Origin of the sequence: Gordonia sp. CNJ-863 (assembly GCF_001942325.1) — a bacterium.
Classification (GTDB): domain Bacteria; phylum Actinomycetota; class Actinomycetes; order Mycobacteriales; family Mycobacteriaceae; genus Gordonia; species Gordonia alkanivorans.
This window is the reverse complement of the sequence record NZ_MKKG01000032.1, coordinates 1-23507: the sequence shown is the minus strand read 5'-3', so window position 1 is coordinate 23507 and position 23507 is coordinate 1. Positions and strand designations below refer to the sequence as shown.

The following is a 23507-nucleotide window of genomic DNA, read 5'->3' as shown; positions in this document are numbered from 1 at the left end:
GTAGTTCGATATATGTCTCACAGGTGAAGGTGATGGTCATGTCCCGTATGCAGCTCGCGCTCAATGTCGATGATCTCGATACCGCGATCGAGTTCTACTCCAAGCTGTTCAACACCACCCCGGCCAAGCGCAAGCCGGGATACGCCAACTTCGCGATCGTCGAGCCGCCACTGAAGCTGGTGCTGCTGGAGAATCCCGGCCAGGGCGGCACGATCAACCATCTCGGCGTCGAGGTCGAGTCGAGCGAGAAGGTGCACGCCGAGATCGCCCGGTTGTCCGGGGAGGGTCTGTTCACCCAGGAGGAGATCAACTCCACCTGTTGTTTCGCGACGCAGGACAAGGTGTGGGTGACCGGGCCGGCGAAGGAGAAGTGGGAGGTCTACACCGTGCTGGCTGACTCCGAGACGTTCGGGACCAGCCCGAAACTGTTGGAACAGAACGCCACCGAGGACGCCGAGCAGGGTTCGGTGTGCTGCGGCGGCAACGCCGCAGACCAGGCCGAGGCGCGCACAGCCTGCTGCTGACAGCCTCGGTTCGCGTTCTCGCCTACCGCGCGATGCGGTCGGCGAGGGCGCGGATCCGGTTGGTGATGTCGTCGCGGATCAGCCGCATTCGTTCGATACCGTCGATGCCCCGTCCGGAGGGTTCGTCGGTGTCCCACACTTCGAGGGCGACGCCGTCGGGTGGGGTGACCTCGGCGGTGCCGACCACCACGACCAGGTCCACGGCTTGCATCAGTTCATCGGTGAGTTGCCGCGGCTGATGTCCGACGACGTCGGCGCCGACTTCGGCGAGTACCTGGGCGGACAGTTCGTTGACCTGGCCGCCGATTTTCGCGTTGGTGCCGGCTGAGGATGGGGTGATCCGGTCGGTGACTGTCGGTGTGAGGTGTTCGGCCATCACCGATTTGCCGCGGTTGGACACGCACACGAACAACACCTGCGGTGGTGTGCTCATTGGCCGACCTGCTGGTCGGCGGGTACCAGTTCGTCGAGGAGGTTCGCGACGAGTCCGCGGATCTGATCGCGGATGGGGCGGACCGCGTCGATGCCTTGGCCGGCTGGGTCGTCGAGAGCCCAGTCCCGGTAGCTGACGCCGGGGAACACCGGGCACGCATCGCCACAGCCCATGGTGATCACGACGTCGGAGGATTCGACGGTGTCGGGGGTGAGGATCTTCGGTGACTGTGCGGAGATGTCGATACCGACTTCAGCCATCGCCTCGACCGCGGCCGGGTTGATGGAGTCGGCGGGAGCAGATCCGGCGGAGCGGACCTCGACGCTGCCCTGGCTCAAGGCGGTGAGGAAACCGGCGGCCATCTGCGAGCGGCCAGCGTTGTGGACACACACAAATAGCACCCTAGGTCGAGATGTAGACATGAGACACAAGCCCTTTCAGCTGTGAAGGAACATCAGATACGTCACACACGTTCGGTGGTGAGTTCGGTGAGAAGACCACGAACTCGGGCGTCAAGATCGTCGCGGATCGCGCGAACCTCGTCGAGGGGACGGCCCTGGGGGTCCGCGACCGTCCAGTCCAGATAGCGTTTGCCGGGATAGATCGGACACGCGTCGCCGCAACCCATGGCTACGACCACGTCGGCGGCGGCGACTACATCGTCGGTGAGCGGTTTGGGGTACTGCGTGCCCATGTCGACGCCGATCTCGGTCATTGCTTCGACGACGGTCGGGTTGATCGAGTGCGCGGGGGCTGACCCGGCGGAGCGCACGTGTACCCGCCCGGCGGCGTGGTGGGTCAACAATCCGGCGGCCATCTGTGAGCGGCCGGCGTTCTGGACGCAGACGAACAGAACTTCGGGCACATCCTTGGGCACCGATCCATCGGACTGGGCCAGGGCGCGTAACCGATCAGCCGCGAACCTGCCCGCCAAGGTCGTCAGGTGCGCATGCACCCGGGAGGTGCGCCGTAAGGCGGTGTAGGACTCGAACACACAGCGTTCCACCGTCTGGCGAGACACCACCCCCTCATACTTGGCGGCCAGGTCAGCGGCGGTACGGGCGAGCACGGCATGGGGCATCAACAGTTCGGGCTGCGCGCGGTGTTCACTGCGACTTAGCTGCTCGTCCAACAGATCCTCAGGCATCGCGAGCCGGCTCCTTCGACACATCCGGGCTGGAGGCAGTGGTTGGGGTGGTGAAGCGTTTCCGCAGTGCCAGGGACACGTACACGAGGGCGACGAGGACGGGGACCTCGATGAGTGGTCCGATGACTCCGGCCAGGGCCTGGCCGGATGTTGCACCGTAGGTGGCGATCGCGACGGCGATGGCGAGCTCGAAGTTGTTGCCCGCGGCGGTGAACGCCAGCGTGGTGGTTCGCGCATACCCCAGCCCCATCGCGGCCCCGAGCACGAACCCACCGCCCCACATCACCGCGAAGTAGATCAGCAGCGGCAGAGCGATCCGCACGACGTCCCACGGCTGCGACGTGATCTGCTCACCTTGCAACGCGAACAGGATGACGATGGTGAACAGCAACCCGTAAAGGGCCCACGGCCCGAGACGCGGCAGGAACGAGGACTCGTACCAGTCGCGGCCTTTGGTTCGCTCGCCGATGCGGCGGGTGAGGAAGCCTGCGACCAGGGGTATACCGAGGAAGATCAGCACCGACTTCGCGATCTGCCACGGCGAGGTGTCGATGGTGGTCTGCTCCAGGCCCAGCCATCCGGGCAACACCGAGAGGTAGAACCAACCCAGCACGGCGAACATGACCACCTGGAACACCGAGTTCAGTGCGACGAGAACAGCAGCGGCTTCGCGGTCGCCGCACGCCAGGTCGTTCCAGATGATGACCATCGCGATGCATCGGGCCAGGCCGACGATGATCAGTCCGGTCCGGTACTCCGGCAGATCCGGGAGCAGGAGCCAGGCCAGCGCGAACATCAACGCCGGTCCGATGATCCAGTTCAACGCCAACGACCCGAGTAGCAGGCGACGATCACCGGTGACCGAGTCGAGTCGGTCGTAGCGCACCTTGGCCAGCACCGGATACATCATGATCAGCAATCCGAGGGCGATCGGCAGCGAGATGCCGTCGAGCTCGACCGCCGCCAAAGTGTCACCCAGGCCGGGGACGACTCGACCGAGCAGCAGTCCGGCGACCATCGCGGCGCCGATCCACACCGGCAGAAACCGGTCCAGCGTCGACAACTTGCCCGCGACCGCGGTGTCGGTGGCGGTCACTGGTCGGCCTCACACGACCGCGTTTCCCCCACGACCGTGGCGAGATCGCCCAGCAGGCCCGACAGTTGTTGCAGCGCTTCGGTGTTCACCCGGTAGTACACCCAGGTCGCGCGGCGCTCGCTGGTCACCAGACCCGCCTGGCGCAGCACCTTCAGATGGTGCGAGATCGTCGGCTGCGACAGCTCGAACGGCCCGGAGATGTCGCACACGCACGCCTCGCCGCCCGGATGCGCAGCGACCTCCGACAGCAACCGCAGTCGAACCGGATCAGCGAGTGCCTTCAACAGTGGGGTGACAGCCCCGGTCTCGTCGCTACTGAGGCCGCGGCCGGGTGGCAGCAGGAGATTCTTATTCGACACGCGTCAATATTGACACACGTCGATGCAGGCGACAAGGTGGCCGACCTGGAAGCAGGCTTGCGCTTTCGCGTTGGTGTCCACGACAAGCAACCGGTTGGGCTCCGATCGAACCGCCATCCTCGGGTCAGCTCACGTGCCGCATTCAACGCTCAGACGGTGGCTGTTAATGAACCTATCGACCCTGTCGTCCGGCTAGCTATCTCGCAGTGGCCTGATGATGCACCCCGCGGAGCGGTCTCAACATTCTGCGTCGAACACGGAATTTCTCGAAAGTCGTTCTACGAGCTGCGTAAACGCGCCAAAGTCGAGGGGCCCGCGGCAGCCCTCGAACCGCGGACCCGCCGCCCAAAGTCGAGCCCGTCAGCGCTCAGTGACGAGGTCAAGTCACAAGCGGTGGCGGTGCGCGCCGCCTTGGAAAGGTCGGGTCTGGACCACGGACCGATCAGCGTGCACGACAAGATGCGGTCGATGGGCATGGCACAGGTCCCCTCGACAGCATCGCTGGCCCGCATCTTCCGCGATGCCGGAGTAGCCCGGCGTGAACCGAAAAAGAAGCCCCGCTCGGCGTGGCGGCGGTTCGTCTATCCCGCACCGAATGCGTGCTGGCAACTCGACGGCACCGAATACGTTCTGACCGGCGGACGTACGTGCGTCATCCTGCAACTGATCGACGATCACTCTCGCTACGCCGTGGGCTCCCACGTGGCCGCCGGTGAGACCTCCGACGCCGCGATCGCGGTGTTCGACAAGGCGGTGACCGCTCACGGCGTGCCCCAGCGACTCCTCACCGACAACGGGCCCGCTTTCAACCCCTCACGCCGCGGCCGCATCGGTCAACTCGTCGAACACGCCCACGCGCTCGGAGTCGAAACAATCACCGGCAAGCCCTACAAGCCCACCACGCAGGGCAAGAACGAACGCTTCCACCAGACACTGTTCCGCTACCTGGACAAACAGCCACTTGCCGACACCCTGGCCGAGTTGCAGGCCCAGGTCGACGCGTTCGACCACATCTACAACACCGAGCGGCCTCACCAAGGACTGCCCGGGCGGGTCACACCGTTGACCGCCTGGCAGGCAACACCGAAAGCCGACGCGCCACACCCCAAATTCGGTCGGCCGTTGCTCGATCCGCCGACACCACGCCCTCGGCCCGCACAGCGGCAACCCACCGACCTACCCGACGGCGTCCTGGCCAGAACTGTCAGCACCTCCGGCACCATCAGCGTGGACGCAGTCACCTACATGGTCGATGTGGACCACGCCTTCGACCAGGTCCTCGTTGTCACCGACGACAACACAATCGTCATCGCCAACACCGAAGGCGAAGTCCTCGTCGAACACCCCCGACCCGCCCCAGGAATCACCTACGTCGGAAATCGACAACCCCGCGGCCCACGCCCCACCAAGAAGACCGCACCGTCACCGAAGTCCTGACACACCAAGTGTCACCAATGTCCAGATGCAGAAACGTCACCGATGTCCCGATACATCACACGCCCGTGCCTCCGATCCTACAGCTAGACTCGAATGAATGTTCGAGGAGTGGTCTGATCGGCGGACGCTGCGGGTGTCATCTCGCAGGACATCGGTGACAGTTGTGCATCAAGACATCAGTGACAGAGTTGGTGGCTGTGGTGGTGACACTTCTCCGCCTGACGGCACATCCCCGGCATAGCCTCTGGGCTCCGACCCGGCACCGCCCGATGCAACGCTGATGCCCACATCCACATCGTCGACGCGGCTTTGGGGGTGTGCTGTGGTACCGCACACACTTGGCCGTCCGACTTGCATCCCTACCCTCCCGTAAGGGTAGTGTTGCCGTGTTGCGTCGCTCCTCTGCGAAGTACCGATCGTCGGCGACTGGTTGGGGAAGCTTGCGCGACAGAGTCTTTGATTCACGGCGCTGTGCAGCGCTCGTGTTCCCGATCCGTGTTCGCGGTTGCGTGCCTATGCGCGGCCCGCGCCTTCTCTTGAAAGCGATGTGTGTCTGTGGCGACCGAGGTGCTGTCTCCTGTTCAACAGCAGTCGGTGTGGGCGGCGTTGCGTTCACCGCGGCGTCTGCGTACCGAGGTTCTGGCCGGTCTGGTAGTTGCGCTCGCATTGATTCCCGAGGCGATCTCGTTCTCGATTATCGCCGGTGTGGATCCGCGAGTCGGGTTGTTCGCGTCGTTCACGATGGCGGTGACCATCGCGATCGTTGGGGGTCGGCCAGCGATGATCTCCGCGGCGACCGGTGCAACAGCACTGGTCGTGGCGCCGCTGGTCAAAAGTCACGGCCTGGACTATCTGATTGCCGCAGTGCTCCTTGCCGGCGTCTTCCAGTTGGTCCTCGGTGGTCTCGGTGTCGCCAAGCTGATGCGGTTCATACCCCGTAGCGTCATGGTCGGCTTCGTTAACGCCCTGGCCGTTCTCATCTTCACCGCTCAGCTCCCGTACCTGTTGGGCGTGCCGTGGTTGGTGTATCCGCTGGTCGCTGTCGGTATCGCGATCATCGTGCTTCTGCCGAAGATCACCAAGGTGATCCCCGCGCCACTGGTGGCTATCGTGCTGCTCACCGCGATCACGCTGGCCGTCGGTTTCTCGGTGCCCAATGTCGGGGATGAGGGAAAGCTGCCCGACAGCCTGCCCAGCCTGTTCGTCCCCGACGTTCCGCTGACCTGGGACACCCTGACAGTCATCGCCCCATACGCGTTCACCATGGCACTGGTCGGACTGCTCGAATCGCTGATGACCGCCAAATTCGTCGACGATCTCACCGACACCCACTCCAACAAAACCCGCGAAGCCGCCGGACAGGGAATCGCGAACGTTGTCAGTGGACTCTTCGGCGGGATGGGCGGCTGCGCGATGATCGGGCAGACCATGATCAACGTCAAAGACGCGGGTGCGCGCACTCGGATCTCGACCTTCCTTGCCGGGGTGTTCCTCCTCGTTCTGGTCGTCGGCCTCGGCGATATCGTCGCCCTCATCCCCATGGCCGCGCTCGTCGCGGTCATGATCATGGTGTCAGTCGGCACCATGGACTGGCACAGTCTCAACCCGAAGACGTTGCGGCGCATGCCGAAAAGCGAGACTGCGGTCATGCTCGCCACCGTCATCGTCACCGTGGCCACCCACAACCTCGCCTACGGCGTCATCGTCGGTGTTCTCACGGCGATGGTGCTCTTCGCCCGACGGGTCGCCCACTTCACCGAAGTCGTCGACGTCGCCGACCCCGACCCCGATACCCGGGTCTACGCCGTTCAGGGCGAACTGTTCTTCGCCTCAAGCAACGACCTGATCTACCAGTTCGACTACGTCGGCGACCCGAAGAACGTGATCATCGACATGAGCGGCTCGCACATCTGGGACGCCTCCACAGTCGCTACCCTTGACGCCATCACGACCAAATACCAGGCAAAAGGCAAGACCGCCACCATCATCGGACTCAACGACAGCAGCGCCGAGCGTCATCAACGTCTTAGCGGACACCTCGCCGGCACACACTGACCACGAAAGGGCCACCAGTGACCGCCGAGGAGACCGAGCACTTCCAGATCGGCGAAGTCGCCGCTGCCACCGGGCTATCGGTCAAGACCATCCGCCACTACGGCGATGTCGGCCTGGTAACCCCCTCGGCACGCTCGACCGGGGGCTTCCGCCTCTACACCCACACAGACATCGACCGGCTTCTGGTCATCCGCCGGATGAAGCCCCTCGGTTTCACCCTCGACGACATGGGCGCGCTACTGGCCGCACAAGACACACTCGCGCTCTCAGACGCGGACGACCACGAGCGTCGTGCGGCGCTGGCCACCATCTCCGAGTTCCGCGGCCGCGCCGAAACGGCCTGCCGCACGCTTGAACGTCAGGTCGAGTATGCCCGCGAACTAGTCGATCAACTCGCCGATCACGTTAGCGCCACCCAGCGCTCCTGATGTCACCTGTCGATGGTGACCAGCGCCGCTCCACGCTCACAGGTCCGCGCGGTCACTCGTTGGGCGCCTCATCGCCGTGGTCTGGGCCGGTACTGCGCGACGTCCGAGAGTGACACTGACACAGATCACCGCACTCAGCGCCCGGTGGCTGCTGAACGATCACGCCAGGTGTGCCGGTTCAGCAGCACCCGGTGGTGGCGCCGAGGACGTTGCGCAGTGCGTCCAGCGAGTCGGGTTGTGCGCGGTAGTAGACGTTCATTCCTCGACGGTCAGCGGTGACCATGCCGGCCTTGCGGAGCTGGCCCAGGTGATGACTGGTCGTCGCCTCGGTGAGACCGACCGCGGTCGCGAGGTCGCAGGTGCATATTCCGCCACCGGTGTCAACGGCCAGTTTGATGTCCCCGCTGGTGGCCAGGTGAAAGTCCCCACCCTGTGCGGGATGTTCTAGGTGGGTGGCACCTCCGTTCGGTGTGTCATGCGGTAGGAGTCGCCGTCGGTGATGACGATGGTGGCGTGGTGCAGGAGCCGGTCGAGGATGCTGGCGGCGGTGGTGTGTTCGGGCAGGAATCGTCCCCATTGTTCGAAGGGCCAGTGGCTGGCGATCGCGAGTGATCGGCGTTCGTAGGCGCCTGCGACGAGTCGGAACAGCAGTTGGGTGCCGGTGTCGTCGAGTGGGGCGAATCCGACCTCGTCGAGGATGATCAGGTCTTGGCGCAGTAGGGTGTCGATGGTTTTACCGACGGTGTTGTCGGCCAGCCCGCGATACAGGGTCTCCACGAGGTCGGCGGCGGTGAAGTACCGCACTTTGTGCCCGGCGTGCACTGCGGCGATCCCCAGCCCGATCAGGGTGTGGCTCTTACCGGTCCCGGCCGGGCCAATCAAGGCCAGGTTATGTTGAGCCCGAACCCATTCCAGTGACGACAGGTAGTCGAAAGTGTTGGCCGGGATAGAGGATGCGGCCACGTCGAACGATTCCAAGGTTTTGGTGACTGGGAACCCGGCAGTCTTGAGTCGGTTGCGGATGTTGGAGGCATCACGGGCGGCGATCTCGGCCTCGACCAGTGTTCGCAGCACTTCTTCGGGTGTCCATCGCTGAGTTTTCGCGGTGAGTAGGACCTCGGGTGCGCTACGGCGGATCGAGGCCAGTTTCAATCGGCGTAGCGCCAGATCCAGATCGGCTGGTAGCGGTGGCACTGTCTGGGGTGCAACGGGTTTCGATGTTGTGGTGGTCATGACACCTCCTTGTCGCCGGCGCCGAGTTTGTAGGCCTCCAGCGAGCGGGTGGGGGCGGTAGGCAGGTGGCCCAGCAGTGCTGTGCCGGCCGGTCGCGGGTTGGGGATGCCGGCTCCGGCATCGAGGATCGAGCGCACATCGGCGGCCTTGAACCGTCGGAACGCCACCGCCCTGGTCAGGGCGGTGAGCACCTGTTCGTGGCCGTGGGAGGTGATGAGTCCGAGGATGTCATCGAGTTCACCGGCCAGGCGGGTATTACCGATCGCCGCGGCACCGACTAGGAACTGCTCGGCTGGTTCTCCGAGATCGCAGAACTGTTTTTCGGCAGCAGTTTTCGGTCGTGGTGCACGACTAAGGGGTGTGCGTGGCCCGCCGTAATGATCGTCGTTGAGGACCACCTCTCCTGGTGCAGCCAACGCATGCTCGGCGACCACCTCGCCCGAGGCGGGCTCGGCGATCAGGAGCGTTCCACCGTCCTGGAGGAGGGTCACGGTGGCGCCGATGAGCCGGTTAGGAACCGAGTAGCGGGCCGAGGCATACCGGATACAGGAAAGACGGTCGACTTTACGGGTGACCGGCGGCGGGCCGACCTGAGCACGCAGAGACGGTAACGCCGCCAACACTTTCCGTTCACTCACCAGCTGGTCAGTGGGCACCGTCAGCGTATCGCTGTGGCGTCGAGTGTTGACCTCGGCACACCAGTCCCACGCAGCCCGGTTCGCCAGATGCACATCCAGCTGCACGTCGTCGCGACCCGCGGCGATCTTGGCTTCGGTCCACAACGGCTGCGCCAGATCCGACTGCGCGTACCCGCACAGGTTCTCCACGATCCCCTTCGACTCCGGATCGGCGCCGTGACAGAAGTCCGGGGCGAACCCGTAGTGGGTGGCAAACCGCACATACGTGGGGGTGGGTACGACGACGTTGGCGACGACTCCACCTTTGAGGCAGCCCATCCGATCAGCAAGTACCTTGTTGGGCACTCCACCGATCTCCTCGAAGGCTTCAGCAATGAATCCGAGTGTGGTGGTGGCTGTTTCGTTGGTGGCGAACCGAACGAACCGCCAGCGTGAGAACGCCAGCACCGCGCAGAACATGTGTAACCCGCCGATCACCGCCCAATCGATGACCAGGTAGTCACCCGGAGCCCACACTGCCGGGCGACGGCCGCGGTGATGCTCACGGCGCCACTGCGTTTTCTCCTGGGCGACCAGACGACGGAAATTCCGCGCCGACCCCTCATATCCTGCCGCTCGCGCTACCGGTAGCAGCCGTTTGGCAGTGATCCGGCCGTGTGACCGCGCGACTCGCTGCGCGACGAGCTGGGCCACCGCATCGTAGTTGCGGGCCCGTTCCTTGCGATCGGGTGGTTGATCGTCGGCTTCGAACCGATCGACCACGCGCTTGACGGTCTTGTGGGTGGTGCCGCACACCTCGGCTGCGGCGCGATAGCTTCCGAGTTCTCGGTAAGCAGAAATGATGTCCATACGGTCCTTCGCAGACTTCAATGGAACTCCCGGGCGGTGATGGTGATCGGTTGGCACCTTCACCGTCATCGCCTGGGCCTTCAGTTCCGGGTCGACACGACGAACACAGGGTGGGGACTTTTATCTGGCCACCAGCGGGGACCTCGACCTGGCCACCAGTGGGGACTTTCTCATGGCCATGGACAACCGGCGTCGGCGAGCAGGATCGACACGAGTTTGATGCGCACGGGGTCAGCAAGAGCCTTGAGCCGCAATGCGATCTCGAGCGCGGTGTCGTCATCGAGCGGGGCCGCCGATACCGGTGCGCAGTCCGGCGGAGCCTCTCGCTTGTGGCCAGGGCGAGCCATGAGCGTCAGCCAGCGGCGACCCGATGGGCTGGTTACTACTCAAAGATCAGTGGCCACAGACGGCGCGGCCGCGCAAAGACTGACGCTGGCGCGCTGAGCGTTGATGCGTTGAGCCACACTATGGGCGGACCCAGTGGACCTTGACGTTCGTTTGTTATAGACCAACGGCATCAAGCAGCAACACCGCAGCGCGGTTACGGGCCAGCTTCTGGGGTGGGGCTCGGTAGGTCGTCCCGTTGCACTACTCGTCGCTCTATTGACCAGCGGTCGCCGTTGAGGACCAAGTGGTCCGTGCATGTGCACATGAATTCCACTGTCGATGGTCCGCCTTGCGGCGTGCGGACGATTACGGCGTAACTGTCAGCGCGAATCTTGGTGAGATCGCTATCTACGTAGTGCAACTCCAGGGTTGTCAGGCAGTGCCGTCGACTTTCGCCGGAGTCGCGCAACTTGTGCGCGGCTTTAAGGGCTTCGGCGGCGATATGGTCGCGCCCCTTCTGCGTGTCCGGCCGTGCGTTGGTAGCGAACGTCGCGGTGTCGGTGAAGTCCGCGGTCCAGTCTGCTACACGGCCTTGATCCATCGCCCGCATGTGTCGGGCGTAGAACAGTGTGATGTCTGTGTGGACTTGCGCCGGGATGGGCGTCATCGAGGATCTCGCGCGCTGAAAAGCACTACACTGCCGCGGATTTCAAGTATGTGACTTGAGAAGTGATGATCAAGCGCTTCGTGTAGCGAATCGACGGAGTCGAGTTGGTTGTGGAAGGCGCCCATCCGTTGATACAGAGCATTGAATGTCTGAGACAGGGGGGTTGCCGGTGCGCCACCTGTGACTACGGTGCTACCGAAGAGTGTTCCATCTGGTGACAGCAGTGGCTTAATCCGGGCGAAGACCTCCCCTCGCCCTCCTGAGGTGTGCGGAAGGCAGTGCAGTACGTAGTTGAGGGCGATCGAGTCGAATGGTGTGTTGGGTATGTCTGGCAATTCGTCGAGTAGGTCCGCGCGCACTGTGGATGGGTTGTAGCGAGCGATTCGTTGCTGGACAAATGTGAGGGGGTCTGGGTTCAGGTCGATCAGTGTGATCTGGGGTTTCGGTGACGGGAATGTGCAGTGGTCGAGGTAGTAGCCCGAGCCGGGGCCGACATCGAGATGGCGGTCGGTGACATGCTTGTTGTACAACTCGACCAGTCGGCCGGGAGGGCATCTCCACAGTAGGTAGTTCGCCGCCTTCACTGTTACGAGGTCGTAGCCGTTGAGGCGGTTGGTGCGATAGAAAGTCTGACCGTGGTCGGCTGGCTTTGGGTCGCCCATATCGCTCACTTTCGAGTTCGTGGTCATATCAGTAGATGCCGAGTCCGCCGCACACGTTGAGCGCCTGGGCGGTTACCGACGCTGCGGACGGGCTCGCGAGATAGGCGACCATCGCCGCGACTTCGTCGGGGGAGCTGTAGCGACCTAGGGGGATCTTGGATTCGAAGTCGTTGAGAACCTGTTCCTCTGAGACATTTCGCATGGTTGCATAGGCCTGTCGAATGGATGCGGCCATCTCGGTTTCGACGTATCCAGGGCACACGGCGTTCACGGTCAGCCCGGTCGGAGCCACTTCTTTTGCGAGTGCTTTGGTGAAGCCGATGACTCCTGCTTTAGCGGCCGAGTAGGGTGTTCCATAGGGGACGCCTTGCTTACCGCCTGTTGAGGCGATGTTGATGATGCGTCCGTCAGAGCTCTGGATGGTCGGCGATTCGGTCATCACTGCGCGAGTTACCCAAAACACGCTATTGAGGTCCGTTTCGATGACGTCGAGCCACAGTTCATCGGTGATCGTGGCGATAGGCCCGCCTCCGCCGCGGCCGGCATTGTTGATCAGAACGTTGATAGGTCCATGGTCGGAGACGACTTTGGAGATCAGGGTCCGCACCGCAGCGCGGTCGCAGACGTCGTTGTTGTAACCGGACACGCCGGGTAGTGCCTCGATAGCGCGATCGAGCTTGTCTTGATTGCGCCCTGTAACGACGACGCGGTATCCCGCATCGCGAAGCTGTTGGGCACAGGAGTATCCGATCCCGCTTGTCCCACCTGTGACCAGAGCCAGCGCACTCACAGATCCTCCCGAACTACGTCGCTTGTTTGTGTGCTCAGGTTCTTCGTATCGGGTCGAGATTTGATCGAGCGCCGATAGTGAACTCTCGCGACCGCTCTTCGACCTGATCTGGAGGCGGTGGCACCAGTGTCGACAGAGTGAATCGTCGAGTGGTTGTAACTGGGCTTTCGGTGCTGGCCCCTGGGTCTGTCGATACCGAAGCGTTTTGGGCAATGATCACTGCTGGGCGTACCGCGATCCGCCGGATCAGCGCGTTTGATCCGGCCCAGTTTCGCTCGCAGGTGGGCGGCGAGATTGACTTCGATCCGATTGGGATGGGGTTGACCCACCGCGAGTCCCGCCGGATGGATCGCGCGTCGATGTTCGCTGTGGTGTGTGCTCGCCGGGCGTTTGCTCAGTCGGGTGTCGATGATGGGGTGGACCGGGCGCGTGTGGGTGTCACGGTTGGCAATGCGGTGGGGTCGGCCACTAGCGTCGAAAGTGAGTATGTGGTGCTGTCCGATGACGGCGCGGACTGGTTTGTCGATGAGAGCTACGCGGCAGCGCACCTGTTTGACTACTTCACGCCGGGTTCGATCGCACGCGAAGTCGCGCAGGTCATCTCTGCTGAGGGTCCAGTCAGCGTGGTGTCGGCCGGCTGCACGTCGGGCATCGACTCAATTGGGCAAGCTGCCGGCCTCATCGGGGAAGGGTCGGCCGATGTGATGGTCGCGGGTGCAACTGATGCCCCTATCACCCCGATAGCGGTGGCGTGTTTCGACGCGATCCGCGCCACCACTCCCAACAACGAGGAACCTGCGAGCTCCGCCAGGCCATTCGACGCCCGCCGCAACGGCTTTGCCATTGCCGAGGGCGCAGCGATGCTCGTTCTCGAAGAGTACGAGCACGCGCGCCGACGTGGAGCTGCAATTCTTGGCGAAGTAGCCGGTTATGCCTCTACCTGCAACGCCCACCACATGACGGGCCTGACCGCGGAGGGGACCGAAATGACTCTGGCCATCAACAAGGCGCTGTCGGCGGCGCGGTCGACTAGCACCGACATCGATTACGTCAATGCTCACGGTTCGGGAACCAAACAGAACGACATCCACGAAACAGCCGCAATCAAAAGAAGTCTGGGTTCGCACGCGGCGCAGGTGCCGGTGAGCTCGATTAAGTCGATGGTGGGACACTCGCTGGGAGCGATCGGATCGATCGAGATCGCAACCTGCTTGCTGGCCATGCGTGATTGCGTAGTTCCACCAACGGCCAATCTGCATGAACCGGACCCGCTCTGCGACCTCGACTATGTACCGCTGATAGCGCGCGAAGCGTCCTTGAACACGGTACTTACGGTAGGCAGCGGTTTCGGTGGCTTCCAGAGTGCGATGGTTCTGAAGAAGGTGCCTCATGACCGACCGGGACTGTGTGGTGACGGGCTTGGACGTCGCGGCTGCCACCGGGTTGAATCTTGACCAGTACTGGCAGCGCACTGTCGAAGGCGCATCAGGCATCGACGTAGTGCCAGAGTTTGACACCCGATACTCTGCGGCACTGGCGGGGCGAATCTCGGGGTTCGACCCCGCCGACTTCCTTCCCGGCCGACTGATCAAGCAGACTGACAGAGTCACCCAATTGGCGTTGGTCTCCGCAGAACGAGCCCTCGTTGACGCCAAGGTCGATACTTCGACCCTCAACCCGTTCGACTGCTCAGTGATCACATCGAACGCCACCGGCGGATTCGAGTTTTCTCATCGAGAAATGCAGAGACTGTGGACCGAGGGCCGCGAGAGCGTCAGCGTGTACCAGTGTTTTGCGTGGTTCTACGCAGTTAATACCGGACAGATCTCGATCCGCCACGGCATGAAGGGGCCGAGCGCTGTTCTGGTGGCCGAGCAAGCTGGCGGCCTCGACGCCATCGGGCACGCCCGACGAAGCATCAGGGCGGGACACTGTTCCTTGGCAGTGACGGGCGGAATGGAGTCCTCCTTCGATCCGTGGGGCTGGGTATCACATCTGGCTTGCGGTTCAATTGCAACTACCCGCGCCCCTGAACAGGGATACCTCCCGTTCGCCCCGGGAAACAACACGCACGTTCCAGGTGAAGGCGGTGCCATGCTGGTCGTCGAGAGCGGCCTGCAAGCAGGTCGAAGATGCTACGGCCACATCTGCGGCTACGCTGCGGCCTTCAATCCCCGTGATGACCACACGTACACACAACCTCTGGCGCGGGCTATCTCCTCAGCACTCGACGATGCGCACATAACCGCAGCCGAGGTCGACGTGGTCTTCGCCGATGCCAGCGGAGTGAGTGCCGCCGACGAGGCCGAAGCCGCGGTGCTCAGCGCCTTGTTCGGTGCTGGCAGCGTTCCTGTGACGGCACCGAAGGCCGGCACCGGAAGGATTATGGCAGGTGCCGGCCCCCTCGACGTTGCTACAGCTCTGCTAGCCCTGGCCCACGACACCATCCCTCCGACACCGAACGTCGGTACCACCGATCTCCCGATCGATCTCGTTGTAGGACAGGCCAGAAGCTGTTCTCTCAGAACCGCGGTGATCATCGCGAGAGGCCAGGGAGGATTCATCTCGGTGATTGTCGTCCGAAAATGATGCACATGTTTCACGTTCCACGAAAGGCAGTGAATTATGTTGACCGCCAACGAGTTGCGCAAGGCGATGATCGCCAGCGCCGGTGAAGACGAGTCGATTGATCTCGACGGCGACTTCGAAACGACCGAGTTCGCCGAGTTGGGTTTCGACTCGCTGGCACTGATGGAAACCTGCTCACAGCTCAAACGCGAGCATGGGATAGTGATCCCTGACGAAACGTTGTGGGACCTCAGCACGCCGGAAGAGCTTCTGCGCTGGGTCAACAACAACGCCGCACCGTGAGCGCCGCTTCGTCAGCTTCTCCACTCTCGGGCGGTCACACGCGCAGGACCGTGTTCCTCTTTCCCGGCCAAGGAGCACAGTATCCCCGCATGGCCGCGGATCTGTACGGAGTCGATGAAACGTTCACCACCGTGATGGATCAGGCCTTCACCATCCTCGACGACCCCGCACTGCGCAAGATATGGCTCCAGCACAATCCCGGGCCGCTCTTTCACGACATCACGCGTGCCCAGCCGCTGTTGCTCTCGGTGAACTATGCGCTGGCGTCAACCCTGATCAACGCTGGTGTTGAACCCGACGGGTTGCTCGGCCACAGCATCGGGGAAGTGTCGGCAGCGGTGATTGCCGGCGTCTTCGACTTCGCCGACGCCCTGGCTCTGCTCGCTGGGTTCGTTCGCTACTACCAGCACGCACCCGCGGGCGGAATGCTCGCTGTGGTGGGCTCGGCCGACGAGGTCGAAGACCGGATCGGCGGAATCGCTGACGTCGCTGTGGGAGTAGTGAACGGCCCGCGGCAGGTGTTGGTGTGTGGAGGCAAGGATGGGCTACGCGAAGTCAGACGCCGACTGATTAGAAACGGCTTCACATGCGCAGATGTGAACGCACTCCAGCCATTTCACAGCGCACTGTTGAACGATGTACCGGACGGAGTACATCGGCCGCAATGGGACGACGCACGCATGCAGAGCGGTCTCCGGCGACCACAGCGTCAGCTGTACTCGGGCTACCTCGGTGCGCTCTTGCCCGACGACCACGCGCTCGACCCCGCCTTCTGGCTCGGGCAACCCGCCCGCCAGGTGTTGTTCGGCCCGGCGCTACGCGCGGTGCTTGCCGACGGTCCCTGCACCCTGATCGAGTGTGGCCCCGGTCGATCACTTACCGCGCTCGCCCGGCGCACACATGCTGTGTCCTCGGGGGAAAGTAGCTGCATCGCAGTTGCTCCCGGCCGCCGCGACAGCAACGACAACGACACACTGAACGCCGCACTGGCGCTACTGCGCCGGCAAGCAGACGCACCCCAGGCCGAAAGGACGAGACGATGACCAGATCGACCAACGTACGGGCGCTGGAGCACCGCATCAGCGGTCCGGTGATCACCCCAGCCGACCGTGCTTACGACAGGGCACGCAGGGTGTGGAACGGCATGATCGACCGACGTCCACTGGCCATCGCGCAGGTAACCGGCCCCGAAGACATCAAAACAGCGATTGCGTGGGCTCAGGCAGAGGAACTGCCCGTCGCTGTCCGATGCGGTGGCCACTCGATGGCCGGCCACTCGACGGTCGACGATGGTCTCATCATCGATCTCCGCAGGATGGCGGCAGTGACTGTCGACCCGGATTCTCGATCAGCTACTGCCGAAGGCGGGTGTCTCCTCGGAGCTTTCGACACCGCAACGCAGGCCTACATGCTCGCTGCGCCAGCGGGAGTCGTATCTCACACTGGCCTTGGCGGGCTCGTACTTGGAGGCGGGTTCGGTTGGTTGAGCAGAAAATACGGATTGTCGATCGACAATCTGAACGCAGCGCAGGTCGTCCTGGCCTCAGGAGAGGTGGTGCGAGCCAGCGCCCGCGAGAACCCTGATCTGTTCTGGGGGCTACGGGGCGGAGGTGGAAACTTCGGTGTGGTCACCGAATTCGAATTCACCCTCCACCGCGTCGGACCGATCCGGTTCTTCTGCGGATACTTCGCCCTTGAGGATGCAAAGCATGTCCTCACGACGTGGAGGGACTACATGCCGACCGCGCCGGACGAGCTGACCTGGGTGTTCTACCTGCGTCTGGCCCCACCGCTGCCCGAACTGCCCGAACACATGTGGGGTACCCCAATGTTGTGCGCGATGGCCTGCTGGGTCGGGAATCCGGCCGATGGAGAGGCCGCCATCGCAGATATCGTCGCGGTGGCCCCCTGTCACGGTGTCACCACAGCGACGATGCCCTACCGCGCGGTACAGGCATACGCGTTCCCTGGAGCCGTCGTTCCGGAGCGGATATGCACCAAAAGCGGCTACGCAGCTTCCCTTCCCGACGCTCTGATTGACAAAGCACTGCACTACGGAAGCCAGATAACCTCTCCGTTCTCCCAGCTCGAACTTCTCTATCTTGGCGCGGCAGTCGAACGTGTCCCCGCAGACGCCACGGCGTATCACAATCGGGATCTACCGTTCGTCGTGAGCTTCGCCGCGGCATGGAACGACCGGGCACACGACGACACCAACACGAGCTGGGCACGAACCGGATACACCGATATCGAACCACTCCTCGCTGGCGGATACGTCAACTTCATGAACCCCGAGGAAGACGGCCGCACCGAAGACTCCTACGGGCGCAGCAAATACCGCCGGCTCCAGCACATCAAGAGGCAATACGATCCGAGCAACTTCTTTCGGTTGAACCCGAATATTCTGCCTGCCAGCGACGATGGAGGCTTCGTGTCGCAATGACGCCCCGCCACCCCGACGCTGATCGGCTGCACCAGTTCCCTCCCGAGCAGCCTGACCGACTGGATGTCGAACCGCTCTACGCCCAGTTGCGCCCCACTGCCCCCGTATCGCGGGTCCGGCTGCCGGTCGGTGGGACAGGGTGGCTACTCACGCGTTACGACGACATACGCACCGCGTTGGCCTCCCCGCAATGCCTGCGCGGGCCGCTATCGGACCCGGAGACGCCACGTATCCTGCCGGTCCCGGCAACAGAAGGAATCCTGATGACGCTGGACGGCGACGAGCACGCCGCCGTGCGTTCAGTGTTGGTGCCGTGGTTTACCGCCCGTCGAGCCCAGTCGTACCGTGGAGCCACTCGAGCCGCCGCCCGTGACCTCATCGCCGACATGCGTGCGAAGGCAGAACCCGACCTTTTCGAGGACTTCGCTCAACCGTTGTCGGCCAACGTCATCGGTGATCTTTTAGGGGTTCCCCGAACGGACCGGGAGCAGTTCCACCACTGGAGCGTGGAGCTGTTGTCGTCCGACTACCGACCGGAACGCGTGCAGTCCACTGTCGACAGTCTCGAAGACTATTTCACAGGCTTAGTGGCTGAACGTCGGTGCCGACCCCGACACGATGTTCTCAGCGCCCTGGCCGAGCACGCCGACGCCGGCCATTTGACGACTGCTCAGGTTGTCGAACTCGCCCGCGACATCCTTGTCGCAGGCTTCGAAACCACGGCTCGGCAGCTCGTCAACTCGGTCTACCTGCTATCGACTGCCCCGGGTGCCTGGCGCTGGCTCCAACACGACCCCACTCGTGTCCCACTTGCTGTCGAAGAGCTTCTCCGATTCATCCCGCTCGGTGCCGGCGAATTTCGCCTGAGGGTGACCGATGCACCCCTATCGCTGGCACAAGACACACCGTTCCCGGTCACTATCGGCCCCAACGAAGTGATCATCGCCCCGACCAGTGCCGCCAACACCGACTCGGGCCGCTTCGACGATCCATTCATCCTCCAACTGGATCGACACGCCAACGCCCACCTCACATTCGGCCACGGCGCACATCGATGTCTCGGTGCGCAATTCGCTCGGATGGAACTCAACGCCGGACTTCACCAACTACTCGAGGACGTGCCCACAATGGCGTTGGCAATCCCCGAGCAGGATCTGCGATGGAGCCGGGGGCTGCAGGTTCGCGGCCCCCGTTCGTTGCCGATCTGTTCGCTCGACCACGACATCTGACCCGTGGATCTTACGAGAGGAAACCACAGTGGGACTGACCATCGATCCAACCAACCGAGTCACAATCGGCCAAGTCGCCGACGCAGCCGGCAACGGCCACCACATCACCATCGACGACCGAGCATGGGACCGCATCGGCGCATCCCGCGATCTGCTCGACGAATTCGTCTCCGACGGCCGCATCATCTACGGCGTGACCACAAGCGTCGGCGGCTTCGCCGACCGCTTCGTTCCCGCATCAGATGCACAACAACTCCAAGACAACCTCATCCAAGCGGTAGCGACCAATGTCGGTGCCTACCTCGATGAAAAGACCACCCGGGCGATCATGATCAGTCGCGTGGTGTCCCTATCCTTGGGTAACTCGGCCATACAACCTGACAACCTCCGCATCTACCTGGCCATTCTTAATGCCGGAATCGTCCCGTGCATCCCCGAAAAAGGTTCGCTGGGTACCAGCGGTGACCTCGGGCCGCTGGCCTACGTGGCGATGGTGTGCACCGGCAAATGGAAGGCGTACTACCGGGGCCGCATCGTCGACGGAGCCGAAGCGCTCAACTGTGCTGGGATAGAACCGGCACGCTTGAGCTACAAAGAGGGCCTGGCCATGATCAACGGCACTGCCGGAATGGTCGGTATCGCAGCATTGACCTACCACAGTGCCCGCACCCTCGTGGACATCTATCACGCCATTACTGCGCTGTCCATCGAAGGGCTGGCGGGCATCGTTGATCCGTTCCGGCCGGAGGTGCATACGGTGAAACCGCATCGTGGACAGGCAGAATCGGCAAGCAAAGTCTACCGAGGGCTGCATGACTCCGGTCTGGCACGATCGGAACGTGACATCGAGGAAGTTCTGGACGCGCGCCGCGCGGGCCGGGGCAAGGCAGTACCGGCGGGAACCGAGAAGTTGGCCATCGAAGATGCCTACTCGATTCGCTGTACCCCACAGATCCTTGGCCCCGTGCTGGACAGTCTCGATTGGATCGAAACCACGATTGAGAACGAACTGAACTCCACCAGTGATAATCCCATTGTCCTACCCGAGGTCGGTCAGGCCTTTCACAACGGACACTTTCACGGCCAGTACATCTCGATGTCCATGGATCACTTGGCGATTGCACTGACAACAGTGACCAACCTCGCAAACCGCCGAGTCGATAGGTTCCTCGATCAGGCCAACAGCAATGGCCTGCCGCCATTCCTGTGCCAGGAGAATCCGGGGCTTCGCCTGGGCCTCATGGGCGGCCAGTTTATGACTGCCTCTGTGACAGCGGAGAATCGTGCGCTGACTGTGCCGATGTCCATTCAATCACTGAGCACCACCGCAGACTTTCAAGACATCGTCTCCTTCGGTTTCGTGGCTGCCCGTCGCGCGCGAGAAGTACTGCGAAATACGGCCTACGTCATAGCATTTGAGCTGATTTGCGCGTGTCAAGCCGTGGATATCCGTGGCGGCGCAGGAGGACTGAGTTCTTGGACCCGAAGGTTGTACGAGAAGGTCCGCGAGATCGTTCCGTACCTCGACCACGACGTGACGATCACGGATTATCTGGAAGCGCTCGCCAGCTTCTTGCTGGGTGAGGATGCCGGCTCGCTGGCTGCCGTACCTTCCGGCGGTGAGCTGCGTGTTTGATAACAACGACATTCGTGGACTCGTCGAGCGGTGGCGTCGAGCCGAGTTGAATGGCGACAGCGATGAGGTGGCTGCGGTATTGGCGACCGATTTCATCGGAGTCGGTCCGATGGGATGGGTGCGCACCAAAGCTCAGTGGGTCGAAAAGTACCGGTCTGGAACTGTATCGAACGACACGTTCGACCTGGACGATCTGACCGTGATCCCGCTAGGCCGTGACTCGGCGGTGGTGGTGACCCATCAAACGCAGGTAGGGACGAACGGTACCGTACCGACGACTGGCCAGTTCCGGTTTTCCTTGACGATAGGAGCGGACGTCCTCATCCATTCGATCCATGTGACTCGAATTCTGGAGCATCCGCGTTGACGTGCTCGCGTAGCGCGAATCGCTGAATTTTCCCTGCAGAGGTCTTGGGCAAGGAGTCGACCAGCTCGAAATAGTGGGGGACATGGTCAGCAGGCAGTTCTCGAGCGCAGAGTTTACGCAGTTCGGCCACAGTTGACTGTTGCTGGTCTGGTGTCAGGGCTCGGTGGGGGACCACGAACGCCTTGATGCGATTCAGACCGCCTGTTTCGACGCTCACAACGGCGTTCTCGGCGACTATCGGGTGAGCGGCCAGACGGGTCTCGATGGAGTTCGCAGAGATCCACATGCCGCTGATCTTGAGCATGTCGTCAACCCGTCCGAGATACCAGTATCGTCCATCGGCATCGCGACGGAAGCAGTCGCCGGTGCGAAACCATTGTCCGCAGAATGCATCTCGGGTGGAGTGTTGATTGTGCCAGTACCGGTCAAAGGTACTGGGGCCGCGAACCCACAGTTCCTGTGCCCCGTCGTCTCCCTCGCCGCTGACGGTGGGTCGTAGCTCAAGCTCGTAGCCCGGAACGGGAACTCCTGCCGAGCCCACGACAACGGAGCCCGGCCGATTGCTGCAGTAGATGTGGAGCATTTCTGTTGACCCCACGCCGTCGAGGATCTCAATGCCGGTCCTACTTCGCCAGCGCTCCCAGACCGCGGGCGCGAGGGGTTCTGCGGCTGACACGCATCTACGTAGCGAAGCAAGTGAGAAGCCATCATCTCGGCGAGTGATCGCGTTGTAGAGTGCCGGCACGGAAAACAACACCGACACACCCGCCTTCTCGATGGTCTCGCACACCGTCGACGGCCCGGGTCTACCTCGCAGGTAAGTCACCGACGCCCCGTGCCACAGCGGGAACAACAGTCCGCCTCCCAAACCGTAGGCGTGGAACAACTTGGCAGTGGAAAAGCAGCGATCCGAAGCGCTCATCCCTAGAACCTCGCCTGCGTAGTTGGTGCAAACTCCGGAAACATCACGGTGGAGATGCACGACCGCCTTGGGGCGACCTGTCGATCCGGAGCTGTATAGCCAGAACGCTTGGTCCTCGCCGTGGACTGGCTCTGGAGGCTCCTGGAACACGGTGTCAAGAGGGGCTGGGGTCGTCAACTCCGATCCGGTGAGGACCTCGCAGGGGACGTCGGGTTCGCTGCTGTCGCTGATGAGGAGCGTGGCACCGCTGTCTACAACAGCGTGGGTGCTGAAGTGTGCCCATGGGTTAATCAATACTGGTACGCCGCCCATCCGGATGGCGCCGAGAAACGCTGCCACCAGCTCCACGGAGTCGTCGAGTTCGATCACTACGCGCTCCTGCGCGCGAAGGCCCAGCGCACGAAGCCTCCAGGCCGCACTCTGCACGAGTCGAAAGAGTTCGTGATAGGTCACAGAACCCTCATCGGTCCATACCGCGGGCCGGTCACCGTCGCCGCGGTGAACTATACGATCGACGAGAGCGGTGAGAACTGTCGCATCGTTGACTGTTGAATGCATGACTCTAGTACCGGCGATGACCTTCGAGGCGCGGTCGAAGTTTCATCGAGCGCGACTGCAGGGAGGAACCGCCCCTTGTCTCAGGTCTGTTGGACAACTCAGGCGGTCAGAATGGCGTGGTCATTTGATGAAGCGAAAAGCTGATCGAGATGATAGGCGAGGACACGAGCAGCATGGTCGTCGGTGTACTGGCCAATGAGGATGCCAGTCCCGAGCCCGTTGACAAGCGCGACCAACCTGACTGCCTCGGAACGAGCATCGCGGTTAGGTGCAATCTCGTTCGCGGCGACCGCGCGTTCGAGCACCCCGATGAGCTCGCTCTCCAGCCGGTCCACACCACTGATGAAGGGTTGCTCTGCGATCTGAGGGCTTGTCATCGCCAAGACGGCATAGGACATGCTCAATTGGTGGAACACCCGGCTCGATTCGTCGGTGGGAAGAGCTTCGGAGACAAAGGCTTCGATCACAGCTCGCGCAGGTAGCGGCTGCGGGATGCCGGCTAGTCGTTGAGCCCAGCGTTCGTGACTGCAGTGCTCGAGATGACGAAGGGCTCCGACCAGGAGTTGTTCTTTGCTGACGAAGTAGTACTGGACGAGACGCAGAGAGACCCCGGCCTCGGCCGCCACTGATCGCATCGTGACCGCGTGCAAACCGTCTCGGGTGGCCACGCGAACTAGCGCCTCAGCAATCTGAGTGCGGCGTGCAGTGTGGTCCGGTGTGCGTGGCACTGTTCGAGCCTCCATCGTTCAATCGGCTGTGATACACCCGTATCGGGTACGAGCGTATTACCGCTACTTGCTCGACGAGTGGCGGCGACCGCTGACGTGATGCTCCCC

At 62.6% G+C, this 23507-nt stretch carries 24 protein-coding genes and 2 pseudogenes; 12 read left to right on the top strand and 14 right to left on the bottom strand.

The window, feature by feature from the left end:
- Positions 1 to 38: 38 nt before the first annotated feature.
- Positions 39 to 524, top strand: a complete 486-nt coding sequence (locus BJF87_RS15775; protein ID WP_005179519.1) for an ArsI/CadI family heavy metal resistance metalloenzyme — start codon at positions 39 to 41, stop codon at positions 522 to 524.
- A 22-nt stretch (positions 525 to 546) separates the two neighbouring features.
- On the opposite strand, the gene BJF87_RS15770 is transcribed toward BJF87_RS15775, so the two are convergent.
- Genes BJF87_RS15770 through BJF87_RS15750 form a run of 5 tightly spaced genes read right to left on the bottom strand, consistent with a single transcriptional unit; the run spans position 547 to position 3559 of the window.
- Positions 547 to 957 carry a low molecular weight phosphatase family protein gene (locus BJF87_RS15770; RefSeq protein WP_005179518.1) on the bottom strand — a complete coding sequence of 137 codons (411 nt, stop codon included), beginning with the start codon at positions 955 to 957 and terminating at the stop codon, positions 547 to 549.
- Positions 954 to 1379 (bottom strand): arsenate reductase ArsC, encoded by a 426-nt coding sequence (locus tag BJF87_RS15765; RefSeq protein ID WP_012834432.1) that lies wholly within the window; start codon positions 1377 to 1379, stop codon positions 954 to 956. Before BJF87_RS15765 ends, BJF87_RS15770 begins: the two co-directional genes overlap by 4 nt.
- Positions 1380 to 1420: 41 nt before the next feature.
- Complete coding sequence (locus BJF87_RS15760) at positions 1421 to 2104, bottom strand: arsenate reductase ArsC (RefSeq protein WP_005179509.1); 684 nt, start codon at positions 2102 to 2104, stop codon at positions 1421 to 1423.
- Positions 2097 to 3200 carry an ACR3 family arsenite efflux transporter gene (arsB, locus tag BJF87_RS15755; RefSeq protein ID WP_005179505.1) on the bottom strand — a complete coding sequence of 368 codons (1104 nt, stop codon included), beginning with the start codon at positions 3198 to 3200 and terminating at the stop codon, positions 2097 to 2099. The genes BJF87_RS15760 and arsB overlap by 8 nt, the downstream gene beginning before the upstream one ends.
- Entirely contained in the window at positions 3197 to 3559 is a 363-nt protein-coding gene (locus BJF87_RS15750; protein WP_007240805.1) for a helix-turn-helix transcriptional regulator, read from the bottom strand. Before BJF87_RS15750 ends, arsB begins: the two co-directional genes overlap by 4 nt.
- A gap of 198 nt (positions 3560 to 3757) precedes the next feature.
- Between BJF87_RS15750 and BJF87_RS15745 the strand changes: the two are divergent.
- The 3 genes and pseudogenes from BJF87_RS15745 to BJF87_RS15735 all read left to right on the top strand — a co-directional run.
- Positions 3758 to 5019, top strand: a pseudogene (locus tag BJF87_RS15745) (integrase core domain-containing protein); the annotation flags it as partial.
- Positions 5020 to 5545: 526 nt separating this feature from the next.
- The gene (locus BJF87_RS15740; RefSeq protein WP_396246704.1) at positions 5546 to 7051 is read left to right on the top strand and encodes a SulP family inorganic anion transporter; all 1506 of its coding nucleotides are present in this window, start codon (positions 5546 to 5548) and stop codon (positions 7049 to 7051) included.
- Between the two features lie 17 nt (positions 7052 to 7068).
- Positions 7069 to 7479 (top strand): MerR family transcriptional regulator, encoded by a 411-nt coding sequence (locus tag BJF87_RS15735; protein WP_075863517.1) that lies wholly within the window; start codon positions 7069 to 7071, stop codon positions 7477 to 7479.
- A 178-nt stretch (positions 7480 to 7657) separates the two neighbouring features.
- On the opposite strand, the pseudogene BJF87_RS15730 reads toward BJF87_RS15735, so the two are convergent.
- The 7 genes and pseudogenes from BJF87_RS15730 to BJF87_RS15705 form a co-directional block, all read right to left on the bottom strand.
- Positions 7658 to 7870 (bottom strand): annotated as a pseudogene (locus tag BJF87_RS15730) (metalloregulator ArsR/SmtB family transcription factor); the annotation flags it as partial.
- 53 nt (positions 7871 to 7923) lie between these two features.
- Positions 7924 to 8712 carry an IS21-like element helper ATPase IstB gene (gene istB / locus BJF87_RS15725; RefSeq protein ID WP_075863516.1) on the bottom strand — a complete coding sequence of 263 codons (789 nt, stop codon included), beginning with the start codon at positions 8710 to 8712 and terminating at the stop codon, positions 7924 to 7926.
- Positions 8709 to 10220 (bottom strand): IS21 family transposase, encoded by a 1512-nt coding sequence (gene istA, locus BJF87_RS15720; RefSeq protein ID WP_075863520.1) that lies wholly within the window; start codon positions 10218 to 10220, stop codon positions 8709 to 8711. Before istA ends, istB begins: the two co-directional genes overlap by 4 nt.
- Positions 10221 to 10369: 149 nt before the next feature.
- Positions 10370 to 10546, bottom strand: a complete 177-nt coding sequence (locus BJF87_RS26150; RefSeq protein ID WP_158037529.1) for a hypothetical protein — start codon at positions 10544 to 10546, stop codon at positions 10370 to 10372.
- Positions 10547 to 10740: 194 nt separating this feature from the next.
- Positions 10741 to 11193 carry a nuclear transport factor 2 family protein gene (locus BJF87_RS27225; RefSeq protein ID WP_075863515.1) on the bottom strand — a complete coding sequence of 151 codons (453 nt, stop codon included), beginning with the start codon at positions 11191 to 11193 and terminating at the stop codon, positions 10741 to 10743.
- Entirely contained in the window at positions 11190 to 11882 is a 693-nt protein-coding gene (locus BJF87_RS15710) for a bifunctional 2-polyprenyl-6-hydroxyphenol methylase/3-demethylubiquinol 3-O-methyltransferase UbiG (RefSeq protein WP_222844783.1), read from the bottom strand. Before BJF87_RS15710 ends, BJF87_RS27225 begins: the two co-directional genes overlap by 4 nt.
- Position 11883: 1 nt before the next feature.
- On the bottom strand, positions 11884 to 12645 hold the full coding sequence (locus tag BJF87_RS15705) for an SDR family NAD(P)-dependent oxidoreductase (RefSeq protein WP_075863514.1): 762 nt from the start codon (positions 12643 to 12645) through the stop codon (positions 11884 to 11886).
- Between the two features lie 137 nt (positions 12646 to 12782).
- Between BJF87_RS15705 and BJF87_RS15700 the strand changes: the two genes are divergently transcribed.
- The 8 genes from BJF87_RS15700 to BJF87_RS15665 are packed head-to-tail and all read left to right on the top strand — an operon-like array spanning position 12783 to position 21191.
- On the top strand, positions 12783 to 14099 hold the full coding sequence (locus tag BJF87_RS15700) for a beta-ketoacyl synthase (RefSeq protein WP_084813215.1): 1317 nt from the start codon (positions 12783 to 12785) through the stop codon (positions 14097 to 14099).
- Positions 14035 to 15234, top strand: a complete 1200-nt coding sequence (locus BJF87_RS15695; RefSeq protein ID WP_075863512.1) for a beta-ketoacyl synthase N-terminal-like domain-containing protein — start codon at positions 14035 to 14037, stop codon at positions 15232 to 15234. Before BJF87_RS15700 ends, BJF87_RS15695 begins: the two co-directional genes overlap by 65 nt.
- A 36-nt stretch (positions 15235 to 15270) precedes the next feature.
- Complete coding sequence (locus BJF87_RS15690; protein ID WP_075863511.1) at positions 15271 to 15516, top strand: acyl carrier protein; 246 nt, start codon at positions 15271 to 15273, stop codon at positions 15514 to 15516.
- Positions 15456 to 16559: an acyltransferase domain-containing protein gene (locus tag BJF87_RS15685; RefSeq protein ID WP_316042971.1), complete on the top strand. Its 1104-nt coding sequence runs from the start codon at positions 15456 to 15458 to the stop codon at positions 16557 to 16559. Before BJF87_RS15690 ends, BJF87_RS15685 begins: the two co-directional genes overlap by 61 nt.
- The gene (locus BJF87_RS15680) at positions 16556 to 17959 is read left to right on the top strand and encodes an FAD-binding oxidoreductase (RefSeq protein ID WP_075863509.1); all 1404 of its coding nucleotides are present in this window, start codon (positions 16556 to 16558) and stop codon (positions 17957 to 17959) included. Before BJF87_RS15685 ends, BJF87_RS15680 begins: the two co-directional genes overlap by 4 nt.
- On the top strand, positions 17956 to 19188 hold the full coding sequence (locus BJF87_RS15675; RefSeq protein WP_075863508.1) for a cytochrome P450: 1233 nt from the start codon (positions 17956 to 17958) through the stop codon (positions 19186 to 19188). Before BJF87_RS15680 ends, BJF87_RS15675 begins: the two co-directional genes overlap by 4 nt.
- Positions 19189 to 19216: 28 nt before the next feature.
- A complete protein-coding gene (locus BJF87_RS15670; RefSeq protein WP_075863507.1) occupies positions 19217 to 20824 on the top strand; it encodes a phenylalanine aminomutase (D-beta-phenylalanine forming) in 1608 nt (535 codons plus the stop codon).
- A complete protein-coding gene (locus BJF87_RS15665) occupies positions 20817 to 21191 on the top strand; it encodes a nuclear transport factor 2 family protein (protein ID WP_075863506.1) in 375 nt (124 codons plus the stop codon). Before BJF87_RS15670 ends, BJF87_RS15665 begins: the two co-directional genes overlap by 8 nt.
- Here the strand turns inward: BJF87_RS15665 and BJF87_RS15660 are convergent.
- Together BJF87_RS15660 and BJF87_RS15655 are read right to left on the bottom strand one after the other, a co-directional pair.
- Positions 21145 to 22671 carry a benzoate-CoA ligase family protein gene (locus BJF87_RS15660; protein WP_075863505.1) on the bottom strand — a complete coding sequence of 509 codons (1527 nt, stop codon included), beginning with the start codon at positions 22669 to 22671 and terminating at the stop codon, positions 21145 to 21147. The two genes, BJF87_RS15665 and BJF87_RS15660, sit on opposite strands and share 47 nt — an antisense overlap.
- Positions 22672 to 22769: 98 nt before the next feature.
- Positions 22770 to 23414, bottom strand: a complete 645-nt coding sequence (locus BJF87_RS15655) for a TetR/AcrR family transcriptional regulator (RefSeq protein WP_222844782.1) — start codon at positions 23412 to 23414, stop codon at positions 22770 to 22772.
- Positions 23415 to 23507 lie beyond the last annotated feature (93 nt).

What these genes read in the sequence shown, in the direction of transcription:
- BJF87_RS15655 (WP_222844782.1), bottom strand. Translation starts at nt 23,414, where the DNA reads ATGGAGGCTCGAACAGTGCCACGCACACCGGACCACACTGCACGCCGC.
- BJF87_RS15690 (WP_075863511.1), top strand. Translation starts at nt 15,271, where the DNA reads ATGTTGACCGCCAACGAGTTGCGCAAGGCGATGATCGCCAGCGCCGGT.
- BJF87_RS15660 (WP_075863505.1), bottom strand. Translation starts at nt 22,671, where the DNA reads ATGCATTCAACAGTCAACGATGCGACAGTTCTCACCGCTCTCGTCGAT.
- BJF87_RS27225 (WP_075863515.1), bottom strand. Translation starts at nt 11,193, where the DNA reads ATGACGCCCATCCCGGCGCAAGTCCACACAGACATCACACTGTTCTAC.
- BJF87_RS15770 (WP_005179518.1), bottom strand. Translation starts at nt 957, where the DNA reads ATGAGCACACCACCGCAGGTGTTGTTCGTGTGCGTGTCCAACCGCGGC.
- istB (WP_075863516.1), bottom strand. Translation starts at nt 8,712, where the DNA reads ATGACCACCACAACATCGAAACCCGTTGCACCCCAGACAGTGCCACCG.
- BJF87_RS26150 (WP_158037529.1), bottom strand. Translation starts at nt 10,546, where the DNA reads ATGGCTCGCCCTGGCCACAAGCGAGAGGCTCCGCCGGACTGCGCACCG.
- BJF87_RS15710 (WP_222844783.1), bottom strand. Translation starts at nt 11,882, where the DNA reads ATGACCACGAACTCGAAAGTGAGCGATATGGGCGACCCAAAGCCAGCC.
- BJF87_RS15775 (WP_005179519.1), top strand. Translation starts at nt 39, where the DNA reads ATGTCCCGTATGCAGCTCGCGCTCAATGTCGATGATCTCGATACCGCG.
- BJF87_RS15765 (WP_012834432.1), bottom strand. Translation starts at nt 1,379, where the DNA reads ATGTCTACATCTCGACCTAGGGTGCTATTTGTGTGTGTCCACAACGCT.
- BJF87_RS15675 (WP_075863508.1), top strand. Translation starts at nt 17,956, where the DNA reads ATGACGCCCCGCCACCCCGACGCTGATCGGCTGCACCAGTTCCCTCCC.
- BJF87_RS15760 (WP_005179509.1), bottom strand. Translation starts at nt 2,104, where the DNA reads ATGCCTGAGGATCTGTTGGACGAGCAGCTAAGTCGCAGTGAACACCGC.
- BJF87_RS15680 (WP_075863509.1), top strand. Translation starts at nt 16,556, where the DNA reads ATGACCAGATCGACCAACGTACGGGCGCTGGAGCACCGCATCAGCGGT.
- BJF87_RS15695 (WP_075863512.1), top strand. Translation starts at nt 14,035, where the DNA reads ATGACCGACCGGGACTGTGTGGTGACGGGCTTGGACGTCGCGGCTGCC.